At 58.5% G+C, this 26,269-nt stretch carries 28 protein-coding genes; 12 read left to right on the top strand and 16 right to left on the bottom strand.

Annotated features, from left to right (window positions below):
- The first annotated feature begins 38 nt into the window (after positions 1-38).
- Together ACR0IM_RS00440 and ACR0IM_RS00435 are read left to right on the top strand one after the other, a co-directional pair.
- Entirely contained in the window at positions 39-827 is a 789-nt protein-coding gene (locus ACR0IM_RS00440) for a lytic murein transglycosylase (protein WP_480593370.1), read from the top strand.
- A gap of 199 nt (positions 828-1,026) precedes the next feature.
- Complete coding sequence (locus tag ACR0IM_RS00435; protein WP_480640107.1) at positions 1,027-1,941, top strand: hypothetical protein; 915 nt, start codon at positions 1,027-1,029, stop codon at positions 1,939-1,941.
- A gap of 36 nt (positions 1,942-1,977) precedes the next feature.
- Here the strand turns inward: ACR0IM_RS00435 and ACR0IM_RS00430 are convergent, their stop codons facing one another.
- On the bottom strand, positions 1,978-2,718 hold the full coding sequence (locus tag ACR0IM_RS00430) for a heme-dependent oxidative N-demethylase family protein (protein WP_480680520.1): 741 nt from the start codon (positions 2,716-2,718) through the stop codon (positions 1,978-1,980).
- A gap of 122 nt (positions 2,719-2,840) precedes the next feature.
- Between ACR0IM_RS00430 and dddP the strand changes: the two genes are divergently transcribed.
- Positions 2,841-4,184: a dimethylsulfonioproprionate lyase DddP gene (gene dddP, locus ACR0IM_RS00425; protein WP_480680519.1), complete on the top strand. Its 1,344-nt coding sequence runs from the start codon at positions 2,841-2,843 to the stop codon at positions 4,182-4,184.
- Between the two features lie 4 nt (positions 4,185-4,188).
- Here dddP and ACR0IM_RS00420 read toward each other — a convergent pair whose 3' ends face one another.
- Positions 4,189-4,377: a hypothetical protein gene (locus tag ACR0IM_RS00420; protein WP_480640101.1), complete on the bottom strand. Its 189-nt coding sequence runs from the start codon at positions 4,375-4,377 to the stop codon at positions 4,189-4,191.
- Positions 4,378-4,613: 236 nt separating this feature from the next.
- On the opposite strand from ACR0IM_RS00420, the gene ACR0IM_RS00415 reads away from it, so the two are divergent.
- A complete protein-coding gene (locus tag ACR0IM_RS00415; protein ID WP_480593359.1) occupies positions 4,614-5,828 on the top strand; it encodes a bifunctional alpha/beta hydrolase/OsmC family protein in 1,215 nt (404 codons plus the stop codon).
- A gap of 10 nt (positions 5,829-5,838) precedes the next feature.
- Here the strand turns inward: ACR0IM_RS00415 and ACR0IM_RS00410 are convergent, their stop codons facing one another.
- Together ACR0IM_RS00410 and ACR0IM_RS00405 are read right to left on the bottom strand one after the other, a co-directional pair.
- Positions 5,839-6,177 carry a hypothetical protein gene (locus ACR0IM_RS00410; RefSeq protein ID WP_480640097.1) on the bottom strand — a complete coding sequence of 113 codons (339 nt, stop codon included), beginning with the start codon at positions 6,175-6,177 and terminating at the stop codon, positions 5,839-5,841.
- A gap of 12 nt (positions 6,178-6,189) precedes the next feature.
- Positions 6,190-6,750 (bottom strand): hypothetical protein, encoded by a 561-nt coding sequence (locus tag ACR0IM_RS00405; RefSeq protein WP_480593355.1) that lies wholly within the window; start codon positions 6,748-6,750, stop codon positions 6,190-6,192.
- 350 nt (positions 6,751-7,100) lie between these two features.
- Between ACR0IM_RS00405 and purB the strand changes: the two genes are divergently transcribed.
- From purB to ACR0IM_RS00380, 5 genes are all read left to right on the top strand, one after another.
- The gene (gene purB / locus ACR0IM_RS00400; protein WP_480680518.1) at positions 7,101-8,405 is read left to right on the top strand and encodes an adenylosuccinate lyase; all 1,305 of its coding nucleotides are present in this window, start codon (positions 7,101-7,103) and stop codon (positions 8,403-8,405) included.
- Positions 8,406-8,528: 123 nt separating this feature from the next.
- Positions 8,529-8,681 (top strand): chitin-binding domain-containing protein, encoded by a 153-nt coding sequence (locus ACR0IM_RS00395; protein WP_480680517.1) that lies wholly within the window; start codon positions 8,529-8,531, stop codon positions 8,679-8,681.
- 103 nt (positions 8,682-8,784) lie between these two features.
- Entirely contained in the window at positions 8,785-9,330 is a 546-nt protein-coding gene (locus tag ACR0IM_RS00390) for a tetratricopeptide repeat protein (protein ID WP_480593351.1), read from the top strand.
- A 68-nt stretch (positions 9,331-9,398) separates the two neighbouring features.
- Positions 9,399-10,487, top strand: coding sequence for a flagellar motor switch protein FliG (locus tag ACR0IM_RS00385; RefSeq protein WP_480593349.1), 1,089 nt, complete (start codon positions 9,399-9,401; stop codon positions 10,485-10,487).
- A gap of 92 nt (positions 10,488-10,579) precedes the next feature.
- Positions 10,580-11,503, top strand: coding sequence for a lysophospholipid acyltransferase family protein (locus ACR0IM_RS00380; protein ID WP_480680516.1), 924 nt, complete (start codon positions 10,580-10,582; stop codon positions 11,501-11,503).
- Here the strand turns inward: ACR0IM_RS00380 and ACR0IM_RS00375 are convergent, their stop codons facing one another.
- A complete protein-coding gene (locus ACR0IM_RS00375; RefSeq protein ID WP_480640087.1) occupies positions 11,504-12,205 on the bottom strand; it encodes a DUF1223 domain-containing protein in 702 nt (233 codons plus the stop codon). It abuts the gene before it with no gap.
- A gap of 239 nt (positions 12,206-12,444) precedes the next feature.
- On the opposite strand from ACR0IM_RS00375, the gene acnA reads away from it, so the two are divergent.
- A complete protein-coding gene (gene acnA / locus ACR0IM_RS00370; protein ID WP_480680515.1) occupies positions 12,445-15,135 on the top strand; it encodes an aconitate hydratase AcnA in 2,691 nt (896 codons plus the stop codon).
- Between the two features lie 115 nt (positions 15,136-15,250).
- Here acnA and ACR0IM_RS00365 read toward each other — a convergent pair whose 3' ends face one another.
- From ACR0IM_RS00365 to yajC, 10 genes are all read right to left on the bottom strand, one after another.
- Positions 15,251-15,787, bottom strand: a complete 537-nt coding sequence (locus tag ACR0IM_RS00365) for a DsbE family thiol:disulfide interchange protein (protein WP_480680514.1) — start codon at positions 15,785-15,787, stop codon at positions 15,251-15,253.
- Complete coding sequence (ccmD, locus tag ACR0IM_RS00360; RefSeq protein ID WP_480593339.1) at positions 15,780-15,938, bottom strand: heme exporter protein CcmD; 159 nt, start codon at positions 15,936-15,938, stop codon at positions 15,780-15,782. The genes ACR0IM_RS00365 and ccmD overlap by 8 nt, the downstream gene beginning before the upstream one ends.
- Positions 15,935-16,708 (bottom strand): heme ABC transporter permease, encoded by a 774-nt coding sequence (locus ACR0IM_RS00355; RefSeq protein WP_480593337.1) that lies wholly within the window; start codon positions 16,706-16,708, stop codon positions 15,935-15,937. The genes ccmD and ACR0IM_RS00355 overlap by 4 nt, the downstream gene beginning before the upstream one ends.
- A gap of 61 nt (positions 16,709-16,769) precedes the next feature.
- Positions 16,770-17,426 (bottom strand): heme exporter protein CcmB, encoded by a 657-nt coding sequence (ccmB, locus tag ACR0IM_RS00350; protein ID WP_170399925.1) that lies wholly within the window; start codon positions 17,424-17,426, stop codon positions 16,770-16,772.
- Positions 17,423-18,037: a heme ABC exporter ATP-binding protein CcmA gene (gene ccmA / locus ACR0IM_RS00345; RefSeq protein WP_480680513.1), complete on the bottom strand. Its 615-nt coding sequence runs from the start codon at positions 18,035-18,037 to the stop codon at positions 17,423-17,425. The genes ccmB and ccmA overlap by 4 nt, the downstream gene beginning before the upstream one ends.
- Positions 18,038-18,103: 66 nt before the next feature.
- On the bottom strand, positions 18,104-18,457 hold the full coding sequence (locus ACR0IM_RS00340; RefSeq protein WP_480640080.1) for an Mth938-like domain-containing protein: 354 nt from the start codon (positions 18,455-18,457) through the stop codon (positions 18,104-18,106).
- Positions 18,458-18,466: 9 nt separating this feature from the next.
- The gene (locus ACR0IM_RS00335) at positions 18,467-19,225 is read right to left on the bottom strand and encodes a TSUP family transporter (RefSeq protein ID WP_480640078.1); all 759 of its coding nucleotides are present in this window, start codon (positions 19,223-19,225) and stop codon (positions 18,467-18,469) included.
- The gene (gene secF, locus ACR0IM_RS00330) at positions 19,206-20,174 is read right to left on the bottom strand and encodes a protein translocase subunit SecF (RefSeq protein ID WP_480593329.1); all 969 of its coding nucleotides are present in this window, start codon (positions 20,172-20,174) and stop codon (positions 19,206-19,208) included. Before secF ends, ACR0IM_RS00335 begins: the two co-directional genes overlap by 20 nt.
- Before the next feature lies 1 nt (position 20,175).
- A complete protein-coding gene (gene secD / locus ACR0IM_RS00325) occupies positions 20,176-21,837 on the bottom strand; it encodes a protein translocase subunit SecD (RefSeq protein ID WP_480593327.1) in 1,662 nt (553 codons plus the stop codon).
- A gap of 33 nt (positions 21,838-21,870) precedes the next feature.
- Entirely contained in the window at positions 21,871-22,158 is a 288-nt protein-coding gene (gene yajC / locus ACR0IM_RS00320; RefSeq protein WP_170399935.1) for a preprotein translocase subunit YajC, read from the bottom strand.
- Between the two features lie 202 nt (positions 22,159-22,360).
- Here yajC and ACR0IM_RS00315 point away from each other — a divergent pair, with 202 nt between their 5' ends.
- A complete protein-coding gene (locus tag ACR0IM_RS00315) occupies positions 22,361-24,025 on the top strand; it encodes a mechanosensitive ion channel family protein (protein ID WP_480680512.1) in 1,665 nt (554 codons plus the stop codon).
- A gap of 72 nt (positions 24,026-24,097) precedes the next feature.
- Complete coding sequence (gene serS, locus ACR0IM_RS00310) at positions 24,098-25,390, top strand: serine--tRNA ligase (RefSeq protein WP_480593321.1); 1,293 nt, start codon at positions 24,098-24,100, stop codon at positions 25,388-25,390.
- Between the two features lie 54 nt (positions 25,391-25,444).
- Here serS and ACR0IM_RS00305 read toward each other — a convergent pair whose 3' ends face one another.
- Positions 25,445-26,182, bottom strand: a complete 738-nt coding sequence (locus tag ACR0IM_RS00305; RefSeq protein WP_480680511.1) for a helix-hairpin-helix domain-containing protein — start codon at positions 26,180-26,182, stop codon at positions 25,445-25,447.
- Positions 26,183-26,269: the final 87 nt, after the last annotated feature.

Here is a 26,269-nt window from a genome sequence, read left to right as displayed (position 1 = left end):
ACCCTTAATCTTAGCCATTGTTTGACCGGATTTCGCTGATGTTTCGATTTGCCTTGATTTTCGCCCTGTCCTTACCAACGCTTGCTACCGCTGCCCCCTGCGGCAACACCAGCAGCGGCTTCGAGTCCTGGAAGCAGGATTTCGCAAGGCAAGCCAAGCGGGCCGGTGTGAAAAAGAAGGGGCTGCAAGCCTTGGCGCAAACCCAATATGCCACGCGCACTATCGCGGCGGACCGCAACCAAAAAAGCTTCAAGTATTCCCTGGACAAATTCATGCGAGTGCGCGGTGCCGATACTATCGTGGCGCAGGGGCGCAAGCGCAAGGCGCGCAACCCGCAATTCTACGCCGCTCTGGAACGACAATACGGTGTCCCCAGCGGTGTGCTGATCGCCATTCACGGAATGGAAACCGGATTCGGGAACTTTATGGGCGACAGTCAGGTTGTTTCCGCAATTACGACACTGGCCTATGATTGTCGCCGATCCGAGTTCTTTATCCCCCATGCCATCGGGGCACTGAAACTGGTCGATCAAGGCAGCATTACGACGGCCACCAAGGGGGCGAAGCACGGCGAATTGGGGCACACTCAGTTTCTACCAGGCAATGCACTAGCCTATGGGGTTGATGCCACCGGCGACGGTCGCGTGGATTTCTACAACATGACCGATGCGTTAGCCTCAACAGCGAATTTTCTTCGTCAAAAAGGTTGGAAACCGGGGCGCGGCTATCAACTGGGGCAACCCAATTTCAAGGTGATTCAGGAATGGAACGCAGCCTCGGTCTATCAGCAATCCATTGCAATCATGGCTGCCCGAATCGACGGGTGAGACGCACCATTTTCCAACGCCAAGCCACCGCAATCCGGCCACATTATTGCCACAGATCTTAAGTGGCCGCTAAAATGTCTAGGTTTCCAAAGAGTAATCAATCCTTCTGATTTTTCTTTTTTTTCCATTTTCGCCAAATTCTGCCCCAGATCCGTTGTTAACCTGTTTCTCAGGACAAGATACGACAAAGGAATGCGTGGTGACTTCGCAGCACAGCTATCACGGCGGTCTTCAGTTCAACGGGGAAACCGAGGGCGCGATTGAGCGTTTCGGCGCCATCGTTGCAACGACTTTGGGAGACTATGGCCACTTGGTCGAACGCAAAAACGTGCTGAGCGAGACCGAGGCCAGCATCGTATCCAGCCAGTATTTGGTTCGCCTCACGTTGGACACTCAGGTGGTCGCCGCAGAAGACCGGTTCGGGCGCTTGGACCGTGCTGCGGGGCTAAAGACAGTGAACAGACCAGTCGTGACACTGCCGAAGAACCGGCTGACGATCACGCTTTCACCGGTATCTCCGTTGTTGGATGACAGCGAAATCTCCGAGCTCATGCTGGTGGTCGTCCTGTATCGGATGGTTGACATCTGCGCGACGCAGCGTGTCGAGTGGCTGTCACCCAACACCATTCTGACCGTTGAACAATTCATGAGCGCTTTCGACACTTTGGCGCCTTCAAAACAACGAAACAGAAAACAGATTTTCGAGGCAGTGACAGGCCCGTTCGCGGGGCTGAACATATCTGACGAAGAGAACCTGGAAGAGCCACAAAAAAAGGCGCTGACACCAGCAGCCCGGCCGATCCAGCTGTCTGATGAGCAGTTGCTCAGCATCGCTTTTCGGACAGATACTAACGAGCAGCCTACTGATGGGGACAAGGACACGCGACCCCTCGACCACGAAAAACCCAGTGATATCCTTCGACTATCCAGTTGGGGATTGACCGGGGCCGTGGCCAGCGTGTCAGTACCCATTGCGGTCTCTGTGGCCGCGGTGAACCTGATCAGGGGCGAAGATTTTCGCCTGAACACTCAGGTTCTTGCCTACACCGTCGCAATCTCCGCTCTCAGCACAAGCGGAGCTTTCGCTGGTGTCGCCAATGCGTTGGGCATGTAGAACTCAACTTCAATACCCTCCTAGGAGGCCCCGCCATCAGGCGGGGTTTTCCGTTTTGTACAGGCGCTGCGCCTCCAACACGTAGGTATGTATCGTAAATACCACCGCCCGCGTTTCCGGCAGGCGCAACAATGTCTGACGTTCGCTGCGCAGGAACCGGGCAGCCCCCGGATCGCCAACCTCGCGCCGATCATTGGCGCTGCGGGGTTGGTGCAGTTCGGCATCTTCATACCACAAAGCATTGAACCGCCAGAGCGGCCGCCCCGGTTGTATCCCGTCAAACAGGCGCTGCACCCGCCGCGCAATATTGGCGTCGTAGCCGGACACCGGGATGTGAATATCGATCAATGGTCGCATGAACTTTTCCGACAAGCACCAACTGGCGGGAAAACACAGAATGGCACCGGTCAGGACGTGTTCATCCCGGTGCTTTTGCAGGATGCAGAAATCCTCCTGAACCAGACGACACAACGTATCCAGCGGGCGTGTGTGGTCGATTTCGACGACCTGCCCGTCCGGACGGAAAACCTGATCTGTACTGCCAGGATAGGCGTGCTCCAGAACCAGGTCCAAAAGTTCCTGCGCCGCAGGTTCAGCTGCGGGGTCCAGCGCAAGAACATCCGGTCGCCGCTTCTTCAAAAGCGCCTCGCGCCGCTGCATCTGCCCGGCAAACGCATCATCGCAATGCAGCCAGTCGTCCATGCTTGCCGGTTGGATTCCCGGCAACGGGCGCGGCATTAACGGGTCATAAGGGATTGAGGTCTGCAGGATCGTCATGACATCGACCTAACACCTGTTCACCCGATTGTCGGCCCAAAAGCGACGGATGCGCCGTCGCAAACCTTCAAGACGCTTGGGAAATGATTCTTCACGCTAAAACTCAGGCAGGGAGACCCACCATGAACCGGCATTACCGCGACAACCGCAAAATCGACCCGACCAAGGGCACAACACTGGGCGATGGGACCCCAAACGACAACGACCGGATCGAGATCGGTCCGACACAGTTGGCCTTTGCGGAATGGGAGGCCGCCGGGCTGGCTCTGCCCGACCTGGCCCGGATGCGGGAACACCGGTGGAAACGCCTGACCAGGGCCATCGTTGACCGGGGCTTTGGCGGGTTGTTGATGTTTGATCCTCTCAACATCCGTTACGCCACCGACAGTACAAACATGCAGCTGTGGAACACTCATAACCCGTTCCGCGCAGTGTTGCTGTGTGCTGATGGCTATATGGTCATCTGGGACTATAAGAACTCACCCTTCCTGTCCAAATTCAACCCGTTGGTCCGCGAACAGCGGTCAGGCGCGGATCTGTTTTACTTCGACAGGGGCGACAAGGTGGATGTGGCAGCCGATGCGTTCTCGAACGAAGTGCGGCTGCTGATCGAGGAACATGGCGGCGACAACAAACGTCTGGCCGTCGACAAGATCATGCTGCACGGCTTGCGCGCATTGGAGGCGCAGGGGTTCGAGATCATGGAGGGCGAAGAGGTCACCGAAAAAACCCGCGCCATCAAGGGCCCGGATGAGATTCTGGCGATGCGCTGCGCAAATCACGCCTGCGAAACCGCCGTGGCCGAGATGGAGAAGTTTGCCCGCGCCAAAGTGGGCGACGGCAAGACCTCGGAAGATGATATTTGGGCAGTTCTTCATGCCGAGAACATCCGCCGCGGCGGAGAATGGATCGAAACCCGCCTGCTGGCCTCGGGGCAGCGCACCAACCCGTGGTTTCAAGAATGCGGGCCTCGGATCACGCAGAAGAATGAGATCATCGCTTTTGATACCGACCTGATCGGATCTTACGGCATCTGCATCGACATCTCTCGCACATGGTGGATCGGGGATCAGAAACCTCGCCCCGACATGGTCTATGCCATGCAGCACGCCCATGAACACATCATGACCAATATGGAGATGTTGAAACCCGGCGTGATGATCCCTGAACTGACCGCCAACGCACATAAACTGGACGACAAGTTTCAGGTGCAGAAATATGGCTGCCTGATGCACGGCGTCGGCCTGTGTGATGAATGGCCGCTGGTCGCTTATCCGGATAAGGCGGTGGCGGGCTCTTACGATTATCCGCTCGAGCCCGGCATGGTCCTGTGTGTCGAAGCCGCCGTCGGAGAGGTTGGCGGCGACTTCTCGATCAAGCTTGAGGATCAGGTTTTGATCACCGAGGATGGGTATGAGAACCTCACGACCTATCCGTTCGATCCGCAGCTGATGGGACAGGTGTAAAGCCTCAATCCGGCCAGGTTGAGCGGCGCACGTTTCCGTGCCAGTCCTCAGACGGGATGGTGGCTTCGGCTGTGGTTGGTGCCGTCGGCCAGTTCTGACCCAGCGTGAATCCCAGGACTCCGGTCAGGACGATGACGATCAAAAGGTCGGGGCGAAAAACTGCGCCACGCGGGGCAGATGCGGTATGTGCCATGTTAGCCTCCTTGGCTGAAAACTTGCGGTGGCTAATACATGCGGGTTCATGATGAATAGTTAAAACGAATATTTGATGGATCTTTCATCACAAACATTGAACCTCCTCAGCGAAGCGTCAAATCCACTAATTCATATACTCCTCACTCACCTTCCCGTGACGCGTCTTACATTGGGGTTGAGCCGCCAGATCGAAGTACACAGTATTGGGTTCATCCCGACACGTAAGGAATAACCATGCCCACCGAACGCATTACCTTTGCCGGTCACGACGGCAACCAGTTGGCTGCACGCCTTGATCTGCCCGATGGGCCGGTGCTGGCAACCGCGTTGTTTGCGCATTGCTTTACCTGCTCCAAGGATATCCCGGCCGCTCGTCGCATCGCCGCCCGGCTTGCCGCGATGGGTATTGCCGTTTTACGTTTTGATTTCACCGGGCTCGGGCATTCAGGCGGAGAGTTCGCCAACACCACCTTTACCTCGAATGTCGAAGACCTGATTGCCGCCGCGCATTATCTGGCCGGGCGCGACATGGCCCCGGCCCTGCTGATCGGCCATTCCCTTGGTGGGGCCGCGGTCCTGCGCGCCCGGGCCGGTATCCCCAGCGTCAAGGCGGTGGTCACGCTCGGCGCGCCCGCCGATCCCGGCCATGTCGCCCATCATTTCGAGGGCGCCCTGCCCCAGATCGAACAGGATGGATCGGCCGAGGTCATGCTGGGGGGCCGCCCCTTTCGCATTGGCAAGGCCTTTGTCGACGACATTTCGGAATCCGCTCTGACCCAGGCGATTGCCGACCTGAAAGCGGCGCTGCTGATCCTGCACGCACCGCGCGACGAAACCGTCAGCATCGACAATGCCAGCACCATCTTTCTTGCCGCCAAACACCCCAAGAGCTTTGTCACCTTGGACGATGCCGATCACCTGATCACCCGCGCCTCGGACGCTGAATACGCAGCCGATGTGATTGCAGCATGGGTGACGCGCTATATTCCCCTCAGCCCACCCGCACCGCCCCCCGGCGCGCCCGAGGGCGTGGTGCGCGTGACCGAGGTTGATCCTTCGGGGTTCCTGCAGGACATCCAGTCCGGCCCGCGACACCACGCGGTGGCGGATGAGCCTGCCTCGTATGGCGGAACCGACAAAGGTATGTCGCCTTACGGGTTCGTATCTTCGGGTTTGGGGGCTTGTACGTCGATGACGATCCGCATGTATGCGCGGCGCAAGCAGTGGCCTCTGACGGGCATCACTGTCGATGTCTGCCACAACAAGGTACACGGGCAGGATGCCGGATTGGCCGGAGACGGCAAGATCGACCAATTCCGCCGCAAAATCCGGCTTGAAGGCCCGTTGGATCAGGCACAGCGCGCGCGGCTGCTGGAAATCGCAGACAAATGCCCCGTTCACAGAACGCTGGAAGGATCAGCCCATATCACAACGGAATTGCTGGCCTGACCCGAAAACGCTATCGACGCGGCGACGGGCGATGAATGGGCGGCCGAGCAACGGGCGGTCGCGCAACCGGTGGACGCGCCACAGGGGGGCGCGGTCGGGCTGGAGGTTTGGCGATCGGCGGTTTAGGCCGCACCGGTGGCTTAGCCCCGGGCGGGTTCGGTCGTACCGGTCTGTCGATATCAATATCCACATCTACATCGTGGTAATAGTCGTTCCACAGCATCGAGTCATAGAACGGGTCATAACCATACCCGACCCCAACCGTGACACCATCACAGGCCGACAGGGAAAAACTCGCGGCTCCAAGACCCAGCGCAAGAAACAGGCGTTTGATCGGTTTGGTGGTCATCAGCGCCTCTCCTTACTGCAATGCACGGAACGACGCGAAAACATCGTTCAGAACGTCGGCATAGGCTGGATCGGCACCGTCGCGCAGGATCGCCACGACAACGGCCACGCGCCCCTTTGGCAGGTCGATCACAGTAGCCGTGAAGTTGATGCCGCGCCCGTCCCGGATGCCGGTGCCGCGGATCACACGCGCAGGCAACCCGCCAATCCGAGTGTCGGTGGTGCTTGAGACCGTCGGCTCATTGACCAGAAACTTGTCGATGTCCTCCAGATACCGCAAACCGCCCTCAATCGAAGCGACGCCCGCCGGAGAGACGAACCCCATCCAGACATTGTCATCTGTCACCGGCCGCAAACCCATAACGCGCGCTACGGCACGCGGGTCCCCCAGTTCGGTGTCCTCGATCTCGCGCGGGCCGCCAGTGCGCACAGCCCAGAAGTCGGGTACCGCTAAACTGAACAACGCGCGCCCAGCATCGGTATAGGTGATCGGGGTGTCCGCCGAGGCCGGTGCCGCAACCCCAAGCCAAAGGGCGGCGCACGCAGCCAAGGAAGAGCCAGAAAAAAAACGCATATCTCAATAACCTGATGATTTCATTGACATCAGATTGCCCGCTTCTGGCCGGGCTTGTCCAGCCTCTCATACTCGGACCTGAATCCCTCGGTGTCTCGGGAAGAGAGCCGAAACTCATCTGGCACCCACAGCCGCGCAAAACGACCTGCCTTAATACCAGTTTTTCTACCAGCTCTCTGGAATTCTATTTTTGGTCAGTTGACGTCCCCGGACGGCCAAAAGCTCGATTGAAAGCGTCAAAATCAGGGCAAACCGTCTCATCTGCGCACTCGTGTCTTGTTCCCTTGTGCGGGTGCGTTTAAACCCCGCGGCATCGCCTCCTGCCAAATTACGATAAGGTGCAGCCGCCAATGATCCCACGTTATTCCCGCCCTGATATGGTCGCCATCTGGTCGCCCGAATCCAAGTTCCGCATCTGGTACGAGATCGAAGCCCACGCCTGCGACGCCATGGCCGATCTGGGCGTGATCCCGCGTGAAAATGCCGAGACCGTGTGGAAAGCCAAGGACGTGGAATTCGACGTGGCGCGTATTGATGAAATCGAAGCCGTCACCAAACACGACGTCATCGCCTTCCTCACTCACTTGGCCGAACATGTCGGCAGTGAAGAGGCCCGTTTTGTCCACCAGGGCATGACCAGCTCGGACGTTTTGGACACCTGCTTCAATGTGCAGCTCACCCGTGCCGCAGACCTGCTGATCGCCGATCTTGAAGGTCTGCTGGCCGCTCTGAAGCGCCGCGCGATTGAACACAAGGACACCGTCCGCATCGGTCGCAGCCACGGCATCCACGCCGAGCCAACCACAATGGGCCTGACCTTTGCCCGCTTCTACGCCGAGATGGACCGCAACCTGTCCCGGATGCGCGATGCGCGTGCCGAGATCGCCACCGGCGCGATCAGCGGCGCGGTCGGCACCTTTGCCAATATCGACCCTCAGGTCGAGGAACATGTCTGCGACAAGCTGGGTCTGGTGCCCGAGCCGATCAGCACGCAGGTCATCCCGCGCGACCGCCACGCCGCGTTTTTCGCCACGCTGGGCGTCATCGCCAGCAGCATCGAAAACGTCGCCATCGAAATCCGCCACATGCAGCGGACCGAGGTGCTGGAAGGGGCCGAGTTCTTCTCGATGGGTCAAAAGGGCTCCTCGGCGATGCCGCACAAGAAAAACCCGGTGCTGACCGAGAACCTGACCGGTCTGGCACGTATGGTGCGTGCAGCGGTGATCCCGGCGATGGAGAATGTAGCTCTCTGGCACGAGCGCGATATCTCGCATTCCTCGGTCGAACGCATGATCGGGCCGGATGCCACGATCACGCTGGATTTTGCGCTGGCCCGTCTGACCGGTGTGATCGACAAGATGCTGATCTTCCCCGAGAACATGATCGAGAACATGAACAAGTTCCCCGGTTTGGTCATGAGCCAGCGGGTGCTTCTGGCGCTGACCCAAGCTGGTGTCAGCCGCGAAGATGCCTATGCCATGGTTCAGCGCAACGCGCTGAAGGTTTGGGAACACCGCACCGATTTCAAAGAGGAATTGCTGGCGGACGCCGACGTAACTGCTGCGCTGAGCCCCGAAGAGATCGAAGAGAAATTCGACCTCGGCTATCACACCAAGCACGTCGACACGATTTTCGCCCGCGTCTTCGGCGAATAATTCCTGACCGACCAAGCGGTTCAAAGAGGCCCGGGTTGCACGATGCGATCCGGGCCTTTGTCTTTTGCCAACACGGGCAAAATCGTCTATAGTGCGCGGGTATTTCCGAACAGGAGAAACAACATGATCCGCACGCTTATCTGCGCTTTGGTCTTTGGATGTTCCGCATCCGTCGCTCTGGCCTGCAGTGGCCATTCTAAACAAACCCAATCCTGCGCACCGGGCACTTATTGGGACGCAGACTCTCAGAACTGCGAAGAAATCGTCAACAGCTGAGAAATTCTTTCCTACCTGTGAATAAAAGCGAGCAGCCGATTGTTAGCTTTTTATCAGATCGCGCTATGCTTGATCAGAGCAGCTTTAAGAACGGAGTAGGAAAATGCGCCTCGTATTAGTTTCAGCTATTGCCCTTCAGACCTTTGCCTTCACACCGGCCCTGTATGCGGCCGGCGGTGGCGGTGCCACCACCCCGCCAAAACCGACCAACACGACAAAGAAATGCCTGTTCGGCCGCGTCTATGACAAAGATGCAGGGCGCTGCGTCAAACCGAACAAGACCAACTTCACCCAGGATGAGCTGTACGACGCGGTACGCGAGTTGGCCTATGATGGACAGTTCGAGAATGCGCAGGACATTCTGCGTATCATGGATCAGGACGACGATCGTGTACTGACCTATTGGGGTTTCACCTACCGCAAGATGGGCGAGCTTGAGCTGGCCAATATCTTCTACACCAACGCCATCGAGTCTAACCCCGACAACATCCTTGCCCGCAGCTATATGGGTCAGGGATTTGTGACCGAGGGGAAGACCGATCTGGCCATCGAGCAGTGGCGCGAGATTAAGGCGCGTGGTGGTGAAGGCACCTGGGCCGAGGCGTCCCTACGCGAGGCGATCCGAACCGGGCTGACTTATAACTACTAAACTTCAGTCTTTCTTTACCCGACTCTCCGTACTCTGCCTGTAGAACGCAACTTTGGCACCGCAGGCAGATGCAGGATACGAACACTTTAGTACAGGTGGCACCGGGGGCGGCTTCGGTAGCAGATCAGAAGGACGGAGCGCCGCGTGTCGTTCCCCGTGCCCTCAGCAACCGGCAGAAGGCCGCCATCGTTGTGAGACTTTTGCTGAATGAAGGTGCTGACATCCCGCTGGAAGAGCTTCCCGATGATCTGCAGGAGAAACTGACTCATCAACTGGGTCGGATGGGTCTTGTCGATCGCATCACTCTGGATGCCGTGGCACAGGAATTTGCCGAGGCGCTGGACAGCGTCGGCCTGTCCTTCCCGCATGGTCTGGCGGGGGCGCTAGATGCGGTGGATGGTAAGATTGGTTCGGCCACGGCGGCGCGGCTGCGCAAAGTTGCCGGGGTGCGCCAAATCGGTGATCCGTGGCAGCGCCTGCGTGAAATCCCTACCGAGGAACTCGCAGTGATAGCGCAGGCGGAAAGCACCGAGATTGCCGCCGTGATGCTGTCCAAACTGGAGACCGCGAAGGCCGCACAACTATTGGGTCACCTACCCGGCCCGGTCGCACGACGGATCACCTATGCAATCTCGAAAACCGCTAATGTCACCCCCGAAGCGGTCGAGCGGATCGGCTGGTCGCTGGCGGCGCAATTGGATCAGCGCCCGTCTCAGGCCTTTTCGGATGGTCCTGGCGCAAGGGTGGGTGCGATCCTGAACCAATCGGCGGCATCCACCCGGGACGGTCTGCTCACCGCGCTGGACGAGGAGGATTCGGATTTCGCCAGCGTCGTGCGCCGTTCGATCTTTACTTTTGCGCATATTCCATCCCGGATCCTACCCCGCGACGTCCCCGCGATTCTGCGCGGAGTTGATCAGGTCGATCTGGTCACCGCACTGGCAGGCGCTGTGGTGGATGACGACAAGACCGCGGCCGAATTCATGTTGTCCAACATGTCCACGCGGATGGCAGATAACCTGCGTGAAGAGGTCTCGGAAGGTGGAAAGGTCAAGCAATCCGACGCCGAAGAAGCGATGGCGAAGATCGTGGGCGCAATCCGTGCCCTTGTGGATGGAGGGACAATAACGCTGATCGAAGAAGAAAGTGAAGACTAGGCGAACGGCTCAAGCCATTGGAACGCTTGTGGTCAGGGAATGTGCCTTGTATGTCTGACCCGGCAATTCGCAACAGCCGGTGAGACCAGATTATGCCCGTCGAAAAGTCGGAACTAAGCCGCGGGGCACTTCGAAAGTATTATGTCACCGGTCTGTTTCTGAAAGGCGTGATCGGCGCGATGCGCTTGCTGCCCTATGAATGGCGCATCGCAACGATGGGGACCATCGTACGCGGCCTTGCTCCGCTGGTCGGGTTTACCGAGCGCGTGCGCAGGAACCTTAAACTGACTTGCCCCGACCTGTCGGACGCCGAGGTAAAGCGCATCTGCCGCGCCGTTCCCGACAATGCGGGCCGCGCGATCATGGAGCATTTCTCGCCCGAAGGATTCACCGAGCGTCAGAGCACTGCCAAAATCTCTGGCCCCGGTGTTGCCGCCTTTGACGCGGCCGTGGCCGAGGGACGCCCGGTGATGATGATTACGGCGCATTTCGGCCACTACCTGGCCGCCCGCATTGCCCTTCAGGCCCGCAGCGGCAAGCCGATCGGGTGCCTGTATCGCCGTATGGCAAACCCGTATTTCAACGAAGCTTATGTGGATGCGTTCTACAAAACCGGCGCACCCATGTTCGAACAGGGCCGTCGCGGCATGGTTGAAATGGTACGTTCGCTAAAGAAAAGCGGCATCATCGCCATCGTCTCGGACCTTCATGCCCATGGCGGAGAGGAACTGACGTTTTTCGGAAAACCCGCAGTCACTTCGGTTCTGAACGCAGAGCTAGCGATGAAATACAAGGCCGAGCTGATCCCCTGCTACGCTATTCGCCAGCCCAATGGCATTGATTTTGAGATCGTGCTGCACGATCCCGTTCCGCATACCGATCCGAAAACCATGACCCAGTTCACCAATGATGACCTAGAGGCCGTGGTCCGGCAGCATATGGGTCAGTGGTTCTGGATTCACAGGCGCTGGAAAGCCTGGAACGGGCTGGGCGTGCAGCCCGAGGACATGCCCTGATCATTTGACCCTGGCGGCAGCAACGATCGGGCCGTGTTCGATCCTCTGCACCAGAACAACCGTCGGAAGGTCCGAGGGCAACTCAGCGGAAAACTGTTGCGGCGCGGCCCCGTCCCACTGCCCGGCCAACTGCCAGGACTCCACGACATTGGCATAGTCCAGCTCATGCCCGGCCAGTTCTCCTCGCCGGATCGAAGCGTGGCGCATCGGGGAGTATTGTACGACCCTAACATCAAACGCCTCACCTGCGGACAACTCGACCGGGGTGACATTGATGGTCACCTCATCGCCCGACCGGGTTGCCACAACTTCTGCCTCGGGTGCGGCCGTCAGATGCGCCTTGATCAAACGCTCCAGCTCGCGCGATTGCGCGCCGACCACGTCATGCTGGCCGTTTATCACCATCTGCGGCGTATAGATCATCGAGCGCCCGCCCTGACGCGCATAAGCTCGCTGGCGTTGGGTGTGATTGGGGTTGGCGTATTCGTCCTCCCAACCGATGTAATCCCAATAGTCCACATGCAAGGCCAGACCGATCACATCATCGCGTTTGGCAAGGTCATGCATCAGCCGGTCGGCCGGAGGACAGGACGAACAGCCCTGCGAAGTAAACAACTCGACCACCACGGGGTTGTTGTCAGCCGCCGCTGGCACAGAAAGAGCAAGAGAAAGCGCGGCGGCAATGACGGCGGATCTAAGCATGTTTGACCTCAGGCTGATTATTCTTCTGTTTGCGACCGATAAGGCACCTGAATGGTTTAAACTCTTTGGACCTCACCCTCCAATCAAGGTTTCTTGAAACCGCCCCTCCCTTCACCGGTGCATGAAGCGGTGGCACCAAACCGCATTTGCGCGTCTTGGTCCTTGAACCGGGGCGAAAGGTAATAAAGATTGCTATTAGCGAACCCCGTTACCCAAGTCATTTGAGAGGGAGCCAACACATGCCCATAACAGTCGGACAGGATACCGCCAAGACACGCCGCAACCTGAACGTGAATGGCAAATCCATTTCTTATTATTCGATTCCCGCCGCGCAAGAAGCCGGATTGGGCGATTTTTCGAAACTCCCTGCCGCGTTGAAAGTAGTGCTGGAAAATATGCTCCGGTTTGAGGATGACGGCTTTTCCGTCTCGGTCGATGACATCAAGGCGTTCGGCGAATGGGCAGTCAATGGTGGCAAGAACCCGCGCGAGATCGCCTATCGACCAACACGCGTGCTGATGCAGGATTTTACCGGCGTTCCCGCAGTGGTCGATCTGGCTGCAATGCGGGATGGGATCAAGGGGTTGGGTGGTGACGCGCAAAAGATTAATCCGTTGAACCCGGTGGATCTGGTCATCGACCACTCGGTGATGATCGACGAATTTGGTAATCCGCGCGCCTTCCAGATGAATGTGGATCGGGAATATGAGCGGAACATGGAGCGGTACCAGTTCCTGAAATGGGGCCAGTCGGCGTTCAACAACTTCCGCGTTGTCCCCCCCGGCACCGGTATCTGCCACCAAGTTAACCTTGAATATCTAGCCCAGACAGTCTGGACCGACACTGATCAGAACGGCGAAGAGGTCGCCTACCCCGACACGCTGGTCGGCACCGACAGCCATACCACCATGGTCAACGGCATGGCCGTTCTGGGCTGGGGCGTGGGCGGAATCGAGGCTGAAGCCGCAATGCTGGGTCAGCCGATCTCGATGCTTATCCCCGAGGTCGTGGGCTTTGAGCTGACCGGCTCTATGGTCGAAGGAACCACCGGAACTGATCTGGTTCTAAAAGTGGTCGAGATGCTGCGCGAAAAGGGTGTAGTTGGGAAGTTCGTCGAGTTTTTCGGCGAAGGTCTGGACCGCCTGCCGCTCGCCGACCGCGCGACCATCGCCAACATGGCCCCCGAATACGGCGCGACATGTGGCTTCTTCCCGATCGACGGTGAGACACTGCGCTACATGCGCAATACCGGACGTGATGAGGATCGTCTGGCATTGGTCGAAGTTTATGCCAAGGAGAACGGCTTCTGGCGCGATGAGAACTATGCGCCCATCTACACCGACACACTGTCGCTGGACATGGGCACTATCGTGCCCGCGATCTCGGGTCCGAAACGCCCTCAGGACTATGTTGCCCTGACTGACGCAAAGGCGGCCTTCCTGAACGAGATGGAGAAAACCTTCAAACGCCCGATGGGTAAGCAGGTCGAAGTCAAAGGTGAAGAATACGGCATGGAGTCGGGCAAGGTCGTGATCGCGTCGATCACTTCTTGCACCAACACCTCGAACCCTTACGTGATGATCGGCGCCGGTCTGGTGGCGAAAAAAGCGCATGAGCTGGGCCTGAACCGTCAGCCGTGGGTTAAAACATCTCTGGCCCCTGGCTCGCAGGTCGTGTCAGAGTACCTCGAGGCGGCTGGCCTGCAGCAACATCTGGACGCCATCGGCTTCAACCTTGTCGGCTATGGTTGCACCACCTGTATCGGCAATTCGGGCCCGCTTCAGAAAGAAATCAGCGAAGCGATTGCCGAGGGCGATCTGGTCGCCACATCGGTCCTGTCAGGCAACCGCAACTTCGAAGGCCGTATTTCCCCGGACGTGCGCGCAAACTATCTGGCGTCGCCGCCGCTGGTGGTCGTCTACGCGCTGGCCGGCACCATGGACATTGACCTGACCTCGGAACCGATTGGTCAAGACAAGAATGGCAATGACGTCTTCATGAAGGACATCTGGCCGACCCAAAGCGAGATTGCGGAACTGGTCGAACAGACCGTCACTCGTGACGCCTTCCAGTCGAAATATGCCGATGTCTTCAAGGGCGACGAGAAATGGCGAGAGGTCGAGGTTCCGCAACAGGAAACTTATGACTGGCCGCCTACTTCTACCTACATCCAGAATCCGCCCTATTTTCAAGGCATGGGGCCTGAGCCGGGCACGATCTCGAATATCGAAGGCGCCAAGGTTCTTGCCATTCTGGGCGATATGGTCACCACCGACCACATCTCGCCCGCCGGGTCCTTTGCGACCACCTCGCCTGCGGGCAAGTACCTGATGGACCGTCAGGTGCAACCACGCGAGTTCAACTCCTACGGCTCGCGCCGGGGCAACCACGAGGTTATGATGCGCGGCACCTTCGCCAATATCCGCATCAAGAACGAGATGCTGGACGGCGTCGAGGGTGGCTATACCAAGGGGCCGGATGGCGAGCAGACCTCGATATATGACGCGTCGATGGACTATCAGGCGCAGGGTACGCCGCTGGTGGTGTTTGGCGGTGAGCAATACGGCGCAGGCTCGTCCCGTGACTGGGCCGCCAAAGGCACCGCGTTGCTGGGCGTGAAGGCCGTGATCGCCGAGAGCTTTGAGCGTATCCATCGCTCGAACCTGGTCGGCATGGGGGTGATCCCGTTTGAATTCACTGGTGGCGACAATCGCAAATCGCTGGGGCTAAAGGGGGATGAGACCGTCTCGATCCACGGCCTCGACTCGGTCGAACCGCTGCAAGAGGTGCCCTGCACCATCACCTATGCCGACGGCGCCGAGACGACTATCCTCCTCAAGTGCCGCATCGATACCGCACCCGAGATCGAATACATCGAGAACGGCGGCGTTCTGCAATACGTGCTGAGAAACCTGGCAAAAACTGGTTAAAAAATCATAGCCCCGGACGATGAGCCGGGGCTTTTGATCGGTTCGTATCGATCCTTGCTACCGTCCAGAAACAATGCGCGTGCAGCAGGCACGCTCAGCTTAGTAACGGTCCGATTTACTGACCTGCTTTCTCTAGCGCGGGCCGGATGGTGCTTTCGATCACGCGCTGGGTGATCGGCCCGGCAAATCGCAAGATGATCGTGCCTTCGCCATCGATCACGTAGGTTTCGGGCACCCCATACAGACCCCAGTCCAGCGCCATGCGTCCTTGCTCATCCCGTCCGATGGCTTCGTACGGGTCGCCAAGATCAGTAAGGAACGCTTCGGCATTGTCCAGTGAATCCTTGTAGTTAATGCCGTAGACGGGAATGCCCTCCTGGGACAACGCCTCTAGGTTCGGATGTTCAGCGCGGCAGGGCGCGCACCAGCTGGCCCAATAGTTGACCAGCTTGACCTCGCCATCGCGCAGGGTCGCATCATCGAACATAGTCTTGCCCGGAAACTCGGTCAAAACAACAGGCGGCGCAGGCTGGCCCTGACGGGCCGATGGCAGAGTATCATCTGACCCATCTTGCAATTGCACCAATGCCGCGACCGCGAACAGGCCGAAAATCACCGGAGGCGCAATCATCAGGGGCGAGATCTTAGCCATTGCGCGTCATCCTTTGTTCGACCTTCTCCATTTCGGCCCGAACCTTTCGCCCGCGTGCAATGCTGAACACGATCAGCAGCGCCAGCAGTGCAATCGAGGCCGCATAGGACCACAGAACCGTATCTGCATACTTTCCAAGATCAGGGATCATCCGTTTACCCTCTCCCGCGCCAAAAGCGCCTTGATCCGGCGCGCCCGGATTTCCGTGCCGGTGCGATACAGAACCAGCGCGATGAACAGAAGCACGAACCCGACGATGCACAGCAGCAGCGGGTAGAAATAGATGTTGCTGACTTTCTCTTCGGTATCAGCCCCGGTCACAGCCGCCGCGCGCATTACCGACGCGCCTTGATGCAAGCCCTGATTCCAGAAATTCACCGCATAGCGGCTGAGGAGCGCAAAGACCGAGCCAACAAGACAAAGGACCGAGGTCAGATCAGCAGCTGTATCGGGGTCTTCGATGGCTTCCCAAAGGGCAACATAGCCCAGATAGAACAGGAACAGGATCAGGAACGAGGTCAGGCGCGGATCCCAGGCCCACCATGTGCCCCACATCGGCTGGCCCCAGATTGCCCCGGTCGCCAGTGCGATCAGCGTCATGACAATGCCAATGGGGGCCGCCGCACGGGCGGCCAGCGCGCTGACATGGTGACGCCGCACCAGCCAGACCAGCGAGGTTGCCAGCATCATCAGCCAGCAATTGATCGCCATCAGCGCCGCGGGCACGTGCAGGTAAATGATCTTGACGGTAGACCCCTGCTTGTAATCATCCGGCGTGAAGAAGAACCCCCAGACCAGTCCGACCACGATGCACGCAAGCGAGGTCACCCAGAAAAACGGCATCACCCGTTCGCTGGTGGCAAGGAACTTGCGCGGGTTGGCGTATTCCCAGAGGGCGTTGGCTTTGGCTGCGATAGACATGGGCCTTATCTAGTCCGAGTCGGGTGCGTTCTCAATTGACATTGGTCAAAGTTTGAACGCGTCACCGAAGGTTGATGCGCAAGACGGCTGCGCTGGCAAAGGGCAAAAGGGCAATCGTGGCCGCCGTGATCCCCGCCAGCATCAGCAGTGGCGTTTGAGTCTCCATCCCCGTTGCCCCACGGCGCGCAACTTCGGCACCGAAGATCAGGGTCGGCACGTAAAGTGGCAATACCAGCAGTGACAGCAGCAGCCCGCCGCGTTTCAAGCCCACGGTCAGGGCCGCGCCGAAGGTGCCGATGACGCTCATGGCCGGAGTGCCTATCAGGAGAGAAATCACCAGCCAGAAAAACCCAGGCACTGGCAAGTTCAGCAGCACCCCCAGAAACGGCGCGGCCAGAACCAGCGGCAGACCGGTGGTCAGCCAATGGGCCAGTGCCTTGATCGAAACCACCGATTCCAGCGGCAGCGGCGCGGTGGCCAACAGGTCCAGCGAACCGTCTTCCCAATCCAGTGCCAACAGGCGATCCAGCGACAGCAGACAGGCCAGCAGCGCGCCCAGCCACAGGATGCCTGGGGCGATAGTGGACAACAGCGAAGATTGCGGCCCCACCGAAAACGGCACCAGAACAGTCACGATTAGAAAGAACGCCAGACCAAGACCAAAGCCCCCGCCCGCGCGGAAGGCCAGTTTCAGGTCACGCAGCAACAGAGCGATCACAGGAAGCCTCCGTCGAAATCTTCGATGGGTTTGGGTTTCGCCTTGTTGGGGCCGACGTCCAAAACCTCGCCATCCAGGCCGAGGTCGATATGAGTGGCGATCAGGGCCGAGCCCCCCTGCCCCAGATGCGCCTGCACGGCATCGGCGAACATCTGCACGGCGTTTTTGTCTAGCGACACGGTGGGTTCGTCCAGCATCCAGATCGGTCGCCCGGTAACCAGCATCCGCGCCAGCCCCAACCGCCGTTTCTGCCCTGCCGACAGGTTGCCTGCGTGGCGATCCGACAGTTCGTTCAGCGCAAAGGCGTCCAGCGCAGGTTGAATCTCAGGGGTACCAAAAACCGAAGCCCAGAAGGTCAGATTCTCCGCCACCGTCAGGGTCGGCTTCAGCCCGTCGGAATGTGAGGCGTAGGCGATCTGATCCTCGGCCCCGTCAATCTGCCCGGCCAGCGGCGGCTGCAACCCGGCCAGCGTGCGCAGCAATGTTGTTTTGCCGATTCCGTTCGGCCCGCGCAGAATCAGCGCCTTGCCCGGTTGCAGCGCAAAGCTCACCCCCTCAAGGACAGGAACGCCGCCGCGGGCGATGGCCAGATCGGTCACAGTCAGTGTCATGGGTTCCGCTTATCTGATTGCTGACAGAGGCAAAAGGCAAGATTTGCCGCAGGCTCTGCGGCAGGGTCAGACCGGCAACAACGCCAATGCAACACGTCGGCCTTCGGACAGCAGCACGTTGTAAGTGCGGCAAGCGGCCGGGGAGTTCATGATCTCCACCCCCATTCCCGCGTCCTCAAGCGCCGCACGCAGGCTGGACGGGATATGCGTCAGCGTTTCTCCGGTGCCGATGAACAGAACGTCCACCGCCTCTGACAACGCCAGCAGCGGCGCATCATCCGTGTATCCGCCCCAGTCTGCGGTTCCGACCGGCCCCGTCAGAACAGATCCATTGTAAACCTGCCCGCCAATGCGGAAAAAGCCGGGGCCATAGCCATCAACCGGAACAGCGTTGTTATAGGTGATCTCATTCAGGCGCATGGGCACCTTCTAGCCCCAAAGCGGCAGCCCCGACAAGGCCGCAACCGCGATCGCCAAATAGGCCGCAGCGCGATAGAGTTTTTCATAGGCGGGTCGGAACAACCAACCGCCCAGCCAATTGCCAAACAGATTCGGCACCGCCAACACAAGCCCCAGTGCAACTGCCGCCCAGGTCACGCGCTCCATCCCAGTCAGAAAACCAAGTATGAGAAAGTCGAACCCAAACAGGAACAATAGGATCGTGGCGCGGATCACCTCGACGGGAACGGGGCGCGACATGTAGAACAGGATCACCGCCGGGCCGGGCAAGCCCGCCACGCCACCCAGAAACCCAGCCGCTGCGCCGATGCCCGTGACCATGCCCCTACCGACATGGCCGTGGTACCGCAAACCGAGAATCAACACAGCCAGCATGAAAAGCGCCAACAGGCTGACGGTATAGCGAAATACCTCGGGCTCGACCATGGTCAACAGCCATAACCCCACAGGAAGCATAAGCGCGCACCCCGCCAACAATCGCACCAGATCCATGCGATGTACGGTTTTCCATGCTCTGCGCAGGTTCGGCAACGGGCCAAAAATATCCATGATGGTCAAGCCTATCAGGGCGCCAAATGGACCAAGAAAAGGCGTAGCGACAGGTAAGAAAATAAGCGCGGTGCCAAAGCCCGAGAATCCGCGCACGACCCCGCTGAGGAAGGCGGCGCAAAGGATAATGGCCAGCCCCGTTGGGGACTGGCCGAAAAGTTCAGGCGTCGATGTTGGCAAATTGATTGCCCGCCGTACTGGAAGGCTTGGACCAGTCGCGTTTGACCCCCAGCCACAACAGGATGGTCGAAGCCACGAAGACCGAGGAATAGGTCCCCACGATTACACCCCAGATCATCGCGAAGACAAAGCCACGGATCACGTCGCCGCCCAGCACATAGAGCGAAATCAGCGCCAGCAGCGTGGTAACCGAGGTCATCACTGTCCGGCTGAGCGTTTCGTTGATCGAGATGTTGAGAACCTCTTTTAGGTCCTTCTTTTTGTACTTCCGCAAGTTTTCACGAACGCGGTCAAAAACAACGACGGTGTCGTTCAGCGAATAGCCCACGATGGTCAGAAGCGCTGCGATAATGGCAAGATCGAAGCGGATCTGCAGCTCTGAGAAGATCCCGATGGTCAGAATCACGTCATGCACCAGCGCGGCCACGGCCCCCAACGCAAACTGCCATTCAAAGCGCAGCCAGATGTAGACCAACACCGCCCCGATGGCGAGCATAACCGCGATCACGGCGGTTTGGATCAACTCGCCCGAGACTTTAGGACCCACGGATTCGACGGAAACGAATTCGATATCCGGCACAGCGACCTTCAGCGCTTCTTCAACGGCGGTGACGGTGGCGGCCGAGACCGCCTCGGCATCCGCCTGCGCCTGAATTCGGATCATGGCGACGTTTTCGTCCGCCCCGAAGGTTGGATCGAAAATCTCGGTGATCGTCACATCGCCCAGTTCCAGCGGCGCGATGGCGTCACGGTAGGCGCCGATGTCGATCTCTTGCGTGGACTGGGTCCGGATCGTGGTCCCGCCGCGGAAGTCGATGCCAAAATTCAGCCCCTGCAGCATGAAGGACGTGAACGCCACAACCATCATCAAGGCCGAGATGCCCAACCAGACTTTCCAGCGGCTGAAGAAATCGAACGAGGTGTTCTGGGGTACCAGTTTCAGTCTCATGTCAAACCTCGATCATTTTCGGACGGCGGCGCTCGAACCACATCACGACAATCAGGCGGGTTACGAAGATCGCGGTGAAGGCCGAGGTCAGGATACCCAGACCCAGCGTGATCGCGAAACCGCGCACCGGTCCGCTGCCCATGGCAAACAGGATCACGGCGGTAATGAACGTCGTCACGTTGGCGTCGACAATAGCCGACAGCGCCTTTTCATAACCCAGCTCGATGGCACGCGCCGGACCTCGGGCGGATTTTAGTTCCTCGCGAATACGTTCAAAGATCAGCACATTGGCGTCCACCGCCATACCCACCGTCAGAACGATGCCTGCGATACCCGGCAAGGTCAGCGTCGCCCCGATCAGCGACAGCAGGCCAAAGATCAGCCCGACGTTGATGATCAGCGCAATGTTGGCGAACACGCCGAAAAGACCATAGCTGAGTGCCATGAAGCTCAAAACCGCGACAAAGGCCACTATGGTTGCGGTCTTGCCCGCGTCGATACTGTCCTGCCCCAGCTCGGGGCCGATGGTGCGTTCTTCAAGGAACTCCAGCCCGGCAGGCAAAGCACCGGCACGCAGAAGAACAGCCAGATTGGTGCTTTCCTCGACGGTGAAGTTCCCGGTTATGATACCGGACCCACCGGCAATATGCGCCTGAATTACGGGAGCCGAGATCACCTCGTCATCCAACACGATGGCGAAAGGCGCGCCAATATTGTCACGGGTGTAGTCGCCGAACTTGCGCGCGCCGGATGTATTGAACCGGAAGCTGACCGCTGGGCGGCCGTTCTGGTCGAACGAAGGCTGTGCATCCACCAGTTCCTCACCGGTTACAACCGGAGCGGATTCGATGATGTAGTACACGCCGTTTTCATCTATTGACGGAACCACTTCTTGCCCGATGCCCGGAACGGCGTCCGGGTCAGTGCCACGCCCGACAACCGGATTGAAGGTCAGCTGCGCCGTGGTGCCGATGATCCCCTTCAACTCACCCGCGCTACCGATACCCGGAACCTGGATCAGGATACGGTCCGCGCCCTGGCGTTGAATGGTAGGCTCGCGGGTGCCAACCTCGTCGATCCGGCGGCGGATGATTTCCAGGGCTTGCCGCACGGTGCGGTCGTCCGAGGCCAGCTTCTCGGCTTCTGACAGTTGCACGACAAGAGTGTCACCTTCGGCGCGCACCTCGATATCGGTGGCACCGACGCCAGTCAGCGTCTGAACCTGACGGGCCAGACCACGCACAACCTCCAGCGCGCGGGACATCCCTTCGGGCTGGCTGATGCGAACGCGAATCTCATCGGGGGCCGATTCCTGTTTGCGGATCGTGCCGACGGTTGCGCGCTCGTCCCGCAGCGCGTCGCGCACCTCGGGCCACATCGCCTCCATCCGGGATTCGTAGACATCTTCGACCTTCACTTCGGCCAGCAGATGCGCCCCGCCGCGCAGGTCGAGGCCAAGATTGACCAGCGACGACGGCAGCCAGTTCGGCCACTGCGCCGCCTGCGCCTGCATTTCAGGGGTGTCGATGCCAAGCTCAATCGCGGCCTTGGCATCGTTGGATTGCTCGACGCGCGTATAAAACGCATTCGGCAGGGCCATCAGCAGACCGGTCACACAGACCAGCCAGATCAGAACCCGCTTCCAGGTATCAATTTGCAGCATTACCCTGCCTTTTCAAGGAATTGTCGCGCGAAGTTACTTTGCCGGTTCGGTCTTGTTCAGAACCTGAGCGATGGTCGACTTGACCACACGAACCTTGACGTTCTCGGCCAGTTCGACCTCGATTTCGTTCTCGCCTTCCTTGACCTTCGACACCTTGCCGATCAATCCACCTTGAGTGACGACCTGATCACCTCGGCGCACGGCCTCGACCATGGCCTGATGTTGCTTCATCTTCTTCTGCTGCGGACGGATCAGCAGGAAATACATGATCGCAAAGATCAGGATAAGCGGGAGAAACTGGGCGATTGCGCCACCTTCCATGGGATATTCCTTTTGGTTTGGAGATGCGGAGGGGCTCCGCGAATTTGGCGAGAACCTATGCTTTGAACCCGCCGTTTGCAAGCAAAGGCGGTACCGGAACGTATCGGTTCTGTGCAGCCGGTGCCAAGGATGTTCTAAAGCGTTGCAGATATGTCCTAGGAACGCCCGCCGACATGGATTTAGTCAGAGGCAAGGAGGCCGAATGACTAGAAACATCAAACCCTTCCAGTTGTTGATGCATCTGTTGCTTTCGACCGTTGTCATTGTCCTTCTGTCCAATCCAATCGCTGCGCAGAACGCACCGGCTGAACCACAGGACACCGAGATAAGCGACACCGAAGTTTTCAAGGCGCCGGTAATTGTCGACGGCGACACGCTGTTCTTTCTTCGCGGCTCCAGCGCACTTCCCGCTCCGGAACGCGCGGTAACCGTTCAGAACAACATCATAGAGGTCGCCGAATCCTCAGAAAGCTCCGACGTCGTTGTGACGTATGAGGATACGGATCTCGGCACGCATATTCTTGTCGACGGTGTTTCGGTTTCGATAGTCACCACCGCCGACGCTGATTTGGAACAGATGGAACTGGATGTCCTCAGTTTTCTGCATGGGCGCGCCATTGAAACGGCCATCATCTCCTATCGCGCAAACCGAAGTGAACAAGCGCGGGTATCAGGCACTATAGAGGCCGCGGCCTGGACGGTCGGATTTGCCGTCTTTGTCATAACGATCCTGTGGCTGCATCGCAGGATCAGACGGCGCACGCTAAAATTCGTCAAACGCCACCTGAAAGACGTGGAAACCGCCACCGCCAAAAGCGTTCAGGCCGAGGCGATTGCTGCTTTGGTCCGGTATGGGCTGAACTTCGTCCTGCTGGTGATCTTCTTCTTGGGCTTTTACTACTACCTGTCCTTCGTTCTTCTGGCTTTTGCAGAAACTCGCTATTTCGCGCAATTGCTGCTGACCTATCTGACCGAGCCGGTCCTGCTGATTTTCAGGGGAATCATCAGCTATTTCCCCAATCTGATCATGCTGGGTCTGATCGCGTGGGTCACAACGTATATCATCAGGGGTATGCGCGTGTTCTTTGATGCGGTCGAGGCAGGCTCGTTCGATCTGGGTGATTTCGAGAAACACTGGGTCAGCCCTACTTTCAATATCGCCCGCGTCGTTGTCATCCTGATCGCGTTGGTTTTTGCCGTCCCCTACATCCCCGGCTCGGATTCGGCCGCGTTTCAAGGTTTGACCATTCTTGTCGGCGCAATGCTTTCGCTGGGTGCAAACTCAGTCGTGTCGAACATGCTGGCAGGGCTGTTCGTGATCTATCGCCGCTCGACCTCTATTGGGGACCGTATCCAGATCGGGGATCATATCGGCGATGTGGTTCAAATCAAGCTGATGGAGACGCATCTGAAATCAATCAAGAACGAGTTGATCTCAATCCCCAATGCACAATTGATGAACTCGGATGTGGTGAACTTCTCAAAGAAGACCGATGGCAACGGGTTGCTGCTGCACACCACTGTCGGCATCGGCTATGAAGAGCCCCCGGAAAAGGTCGAGGCCATGCTAATAGAGGCCGCCCATCGCACCAAAGGGATCAAGGTAAAACCTGAACCCTTTGTTTTGTGGACCGCTCTGGCAGATTACGCGATCAACTACCAGATCAACGGCTACACGACTCGCGGTAGTATCATCCCGAAAATTCGATCGGACCTGCATCGCAATATCGTGGCCGTGTTCAACGAGAACGGGGTGCAGATCATGACGCCCTCTTACATGGCCGATCCACCCGAGCCAAAAATCCCAACCGGGGAATGGGATGGGCAGCTGGCGCATGAATCGCTCGCGGGTGCGGATAAGTCGTAACCGGTGCTACACCCTGCCTTTTAGATGGTGCATAAGCGGTTTCAGTGATTCACGCATTTAAGGATCTGAACCATGCACGACATCCGCGCCATTCGCGAAAACCCAGCCGCCTTCGACGCCGCTCTTGCGCGCCGTGGGGACGCGCCGGTGTCGTCAGATTTGCTCAGGCTGGACGAAAGCCGCCGCGCCAAGATTCTTGCCGCTGAAACGGCGCAGGCCGAACAGAACAAGGCCAGCAAAGAGGTTGGAGCTGCCAAGGGCCGCGGCGATGAGGCCGAGTTCGAACGGCTGCGCGCTCTGGTAGCCGAGAAAAAGGCCGAGATTGCCCGGATGCAAACCGAGGCCAAGGACCTGGACGCTCTGCTGACGGACCAGCTGATCCGCATTGCCAACCTGCCCGCCGAGGACGTGCCCGCAGGCGCGGATGAGAACGACAATGTCGAGATCAACCGCTGGGGCACCCCGCGCGAGCTGGGTTTTGCCCCAAAAGAGCATTTCGAGATCGAAGCCGTGCAGAACGGTATGGACTTTGAGACCGCTGCCAAACTCTCGGGCTCGCGCTTTGTACTGCTGTCCGGTGGCGTCGCCCGGATTCACCGGGCGCTGGCCCAATTCATGCTGGACACGCATATCAACGAAAACGAACTGACCGAGGTTAATGGACCGGTTCTGGTTCTGTCCGAGATGATGCAGGGCACCGGCCAACTGCCAAAATTCGGCGAGGACAGCTATCAGACCCGTGAAGGCTGGTGGTTGATCCCGACCTCCGAAGTTTCGCTGACCAATATCGTCAACGATACGATGATCGAGGAAAGCTACCTGCCCCGCCGCTACACCGCGCATTCGCTGTGCTTCCGCTCCGAAGCCGGATCTGCGGGCAAGGACACCCGCGGGATGCTGCGCCAACACCAGTTCGAAAAGGTCGAGATGGTTTCGGTCACTCATCCGGATAAATCGGATGAGGAACAAAAGCGTATGCTGCGCTGTGCCGAGGGTATTCTGGAAAAGTTGGGCGTTCCCTATCGCACAATGATCCTGTGCACCGGTGACATGGGCTTTGGCGCGCGCCGGACCTATGACATCGAGGCGTGGCTGCCGGGTCAGGACACCTATCGCGAGATCAGCTCGGTCTCGACCTGCGGTGACTTTCAGGCCCGTCGCATGAATGCGCGATTCCGCCCCGAGGGCGGCGGCAAGCCGGAATATGTCCATACACTGAACGGCTCAGGTCTAGCCGTTGGGCGCTGCTTGATCGCCGTGCTGGAAAACGGCCAGAATGCCGACGGCACCGTGACCCTGCCCGAGGTTCTGGCCCCCTATCTGGGTGGCAAGCTGACGCTGCAACTGGACGGCTCGCTGGCCTAGAAATACCGGCGCCGAAAGCAGCGCCGGTTCGATAATCCAAAGGGCGGAGAGGGCTTACTTCTTCGCCTTTTTCTTATCCTTCTTTTTGTTTTTGTTTTTTTCTTTCTTCTTGTCGTCTTTTTTCTTCTGATCTTTTTTCTTGCCGTCCTTCTTGGACTTTTTGTCCTTTTTCGACTTGGCTTTCACCTTGTCCTTGGCCTTCGAGAACACGGCTTCCATCTCTTGCAGCTTTTTGGCGGCCTTTTCGGCTTTGGCTTTTGCCTTGGCCTTCTTGCGGGCTTTTGCTTCGGCGGCCTCGGCAGCGGCTTTTTCTTCGGCGGCCTTACGCGCGGCGTCTTCTGCAGCTTTGCGCGCGGCCTCTTCTGCGCGTTTGTCGGCGGCTGCAGCTGCTACAGTTTTGCGCGGCGCAGCGCGGCGCGTGGCCGGTTTGCGCGCCGGGCTGCGGCGAGTGGTAGTTTTTGCAGCGGCTTGCTTTGTTGCTGCGGGTTTTCTGTCTGCAGTTTTGGCAGCAGCTGTTTTGACCGCTGCGGGCTTTCTGGCCGGAGTCCTGGCTGCAGCTGGTTTGGCCGCCGCAGGTTTTCTGGCCGGAGTTTTGGCTGCAGCTGGTTTGGCCGCAATCGCTTCTTTCGCAGCAGCAATCAGAAGCGGAGCCCGCGCCGCCCCAATTCGGGGGACTTTGGTAAGGTCAGCTGGGCTGGCTTTGGCTATGGCTTCGGCGGTTTTAAAACCATTGGCGCTCAGCGCCTGTGCCATCGCCTCACCCACACCCTTAACTTCTGTCACTGCGGTCATTTTTTGTCCTTTCTTTCTCCCTGTAAACAACTATATATACACCGTATATACACAACAGCAAGCCGATGGGCGATCAAAGCCGCCGCA

The organism is Ruegeria sp. BF6 (assembly GCF_056538665.1).
The sequence above is the reverse complement of the archived record's forward strand: the minus strand, read 5'-3'. Positions and strand labels throughout refer to the sequence as shown.

Coding starts and splice junctions, on each gene's coding strand:
- ACR0IM_RS00440 (WP_480593370.1), top strand. CDS start 39: ATGTTTCGATTTGCCTTGATTTTCGCCCTGTCCTTACCAACGCTTGCT.
- ACR0IM_RS00430 (WP_480680520.1), bottom strand. CDS start 2,718: ATGACGATCCTGCAGACCTCAATCCCTTATGACCCGTTAATGCCGCGC.
- dddP (WP_480680519.1), top strand. CDS start 2,841: ATGAACCGGCATTACCGCGACAACCGCAAAATCGACCCGACCAAGGGC.
- ACR0IM_RS00420 (WP_480640101.1), bottom strand. CDS start 4,377: ATGGCACATACCGCATCTGCCCCGCGTGGCGCAGTTTTTCGCCCCGAC.
- ACR0IM_RS00415 (WP_480593359.1), top strand. CDS start 4,614: ATGCCCACCGAACGCATTACCTTTGCCGGTCACGACGGCAACCAGTTG.
- ACR0IM_RS00410 (WP_480640097.1), bottom strand. CDS start 6,177: ATGACCACCAAACCGATCAAACGCCTGTTTCTTGCGCTGGGTCTTGGA.
- ACR0IM_RS00405 (WP_480593355.1), bottom strand. CDS start 6,750: ATGCGTTTTTTTTCTGGCTCTTCCTTGGCTGCGTGCGCCGCCCTTTGG.
- purB (WP_480680518.1), top strand. CDS start 7,101: ATGATCCCACGTTATTCCCGCCCTGATATGGTCGCCATCTGGTCGCCC.
- ACR0IM_RS00395 (WP_480680517.1), top strand. CDS start 8,529: ATGATCCGCACGCTTATCTGCGCTTTGGTCTTTGGATGTTCCGCATCC.
- ACR0IM_RS00390 (WP_480593351.1), top strand. CDS start 8,785: ATGCGCCTCGTATTAGTTTCAGCTATTGCCCTTCAGACCTTTGCCTTC.
- ACR0IM_RS00385 (WP_480593349.1), top strand. CDS start 9,399: ATGCAGGATACGAACACTTTAGTACAGGTGGCACCGGGGGCGGCTTCG.
- ACR0IM_RS00380 (WP_480680516.1), top strand. CDS start 10,580: ATGCCCGTCGAAAAGTCGGAACTAAGCCGCGGGGCACTTCGAAAGTAT.
- ACR0IM_RS00375 (WP_480640087.1), bottom strand. CDS start 12,205: ATGCTTAGATCCGCCGTCATTGCCGCCGCGCTTTCTCTTGCTCTTTCT.
- acnA (WP_480680515.1), top strand. CDS start 12,445: ATGCCCATAACAGTCGGACAGGATACCGCCAAGACACGCCGCAACCTG.
- ACR0IM_RS00365 (WP_480680514.1), bottom strand. CDS start 15,787: ATGGCTAAGATCTCGCCCCTGATGATTGCGCCTCCGGTGATTTTCGGC.
- ccmD (WP_480593339.1), bottom strand. CDS start 15,938: ATGATCCCTGATCTTGGAAAGTATGCAGATACGGTTCTGTGGTCCTAT.
- ACR0IM_RS00355 (WP_480593337.1), bottom strand. CDS start 16,708: ATGTCTATCGCAGCCAAAGCCAACGCCCTCTGGGAATACGCCAACCCG.
- ccmA (WP_480680513.1), bottom strand. CDS start 18,037: ATGACACTGACTGTGACCGATCTGGCCATCGCCCGCGGCGGCGTTCCT.
- ACR0IM_RS00340 (WP_480640080.1), bottom strand. CDS start 18,457: ATGCGCCTGAATGAGATCACCTATAACAACGCTGTTCCGGTTGATGGC.
- secF (WP_480593329.1), bottom strand. CDS start 20,174: ATGAGACTGAAACTGGTACCCCAGAACACCTCGTTCGATTTCTTCAGC.
- secD (WP_480593327.1), bottom strand. CDS start 21,837: ATGCTGCAAATTGATACCTGGAAGCGGGTTCTGATCTGGCTGGTCTGT.
- yajC (WP_170399935.1), bottom strand. CDS start 22,158: ATGGAAGGTGGCGCAATCGCCCAGTTTCTCCCGCTTATCCTGATCTTT.
- ACR0IM_RS00315 (WP_480680512.1), top strand. CDS start 22,361: ATGACTAGAAACATCAAACCCTTCCAGTTGTTGATGCATCTGTTGCTT.
- serS (WP_480593321.1), top strand. CDS start 24,098: ATGCACGACATCCGCGCCATTCGCGAAAACCCAGCCGCCTTCGACGCC.
- ACR0IM_RS00305 (WP_480680511.1), bottom strand. CDS start 26,182: ATGACCGCAGTGACAGAAGTTAAGGGTGTGGGTGAGGCGATGGCACAG.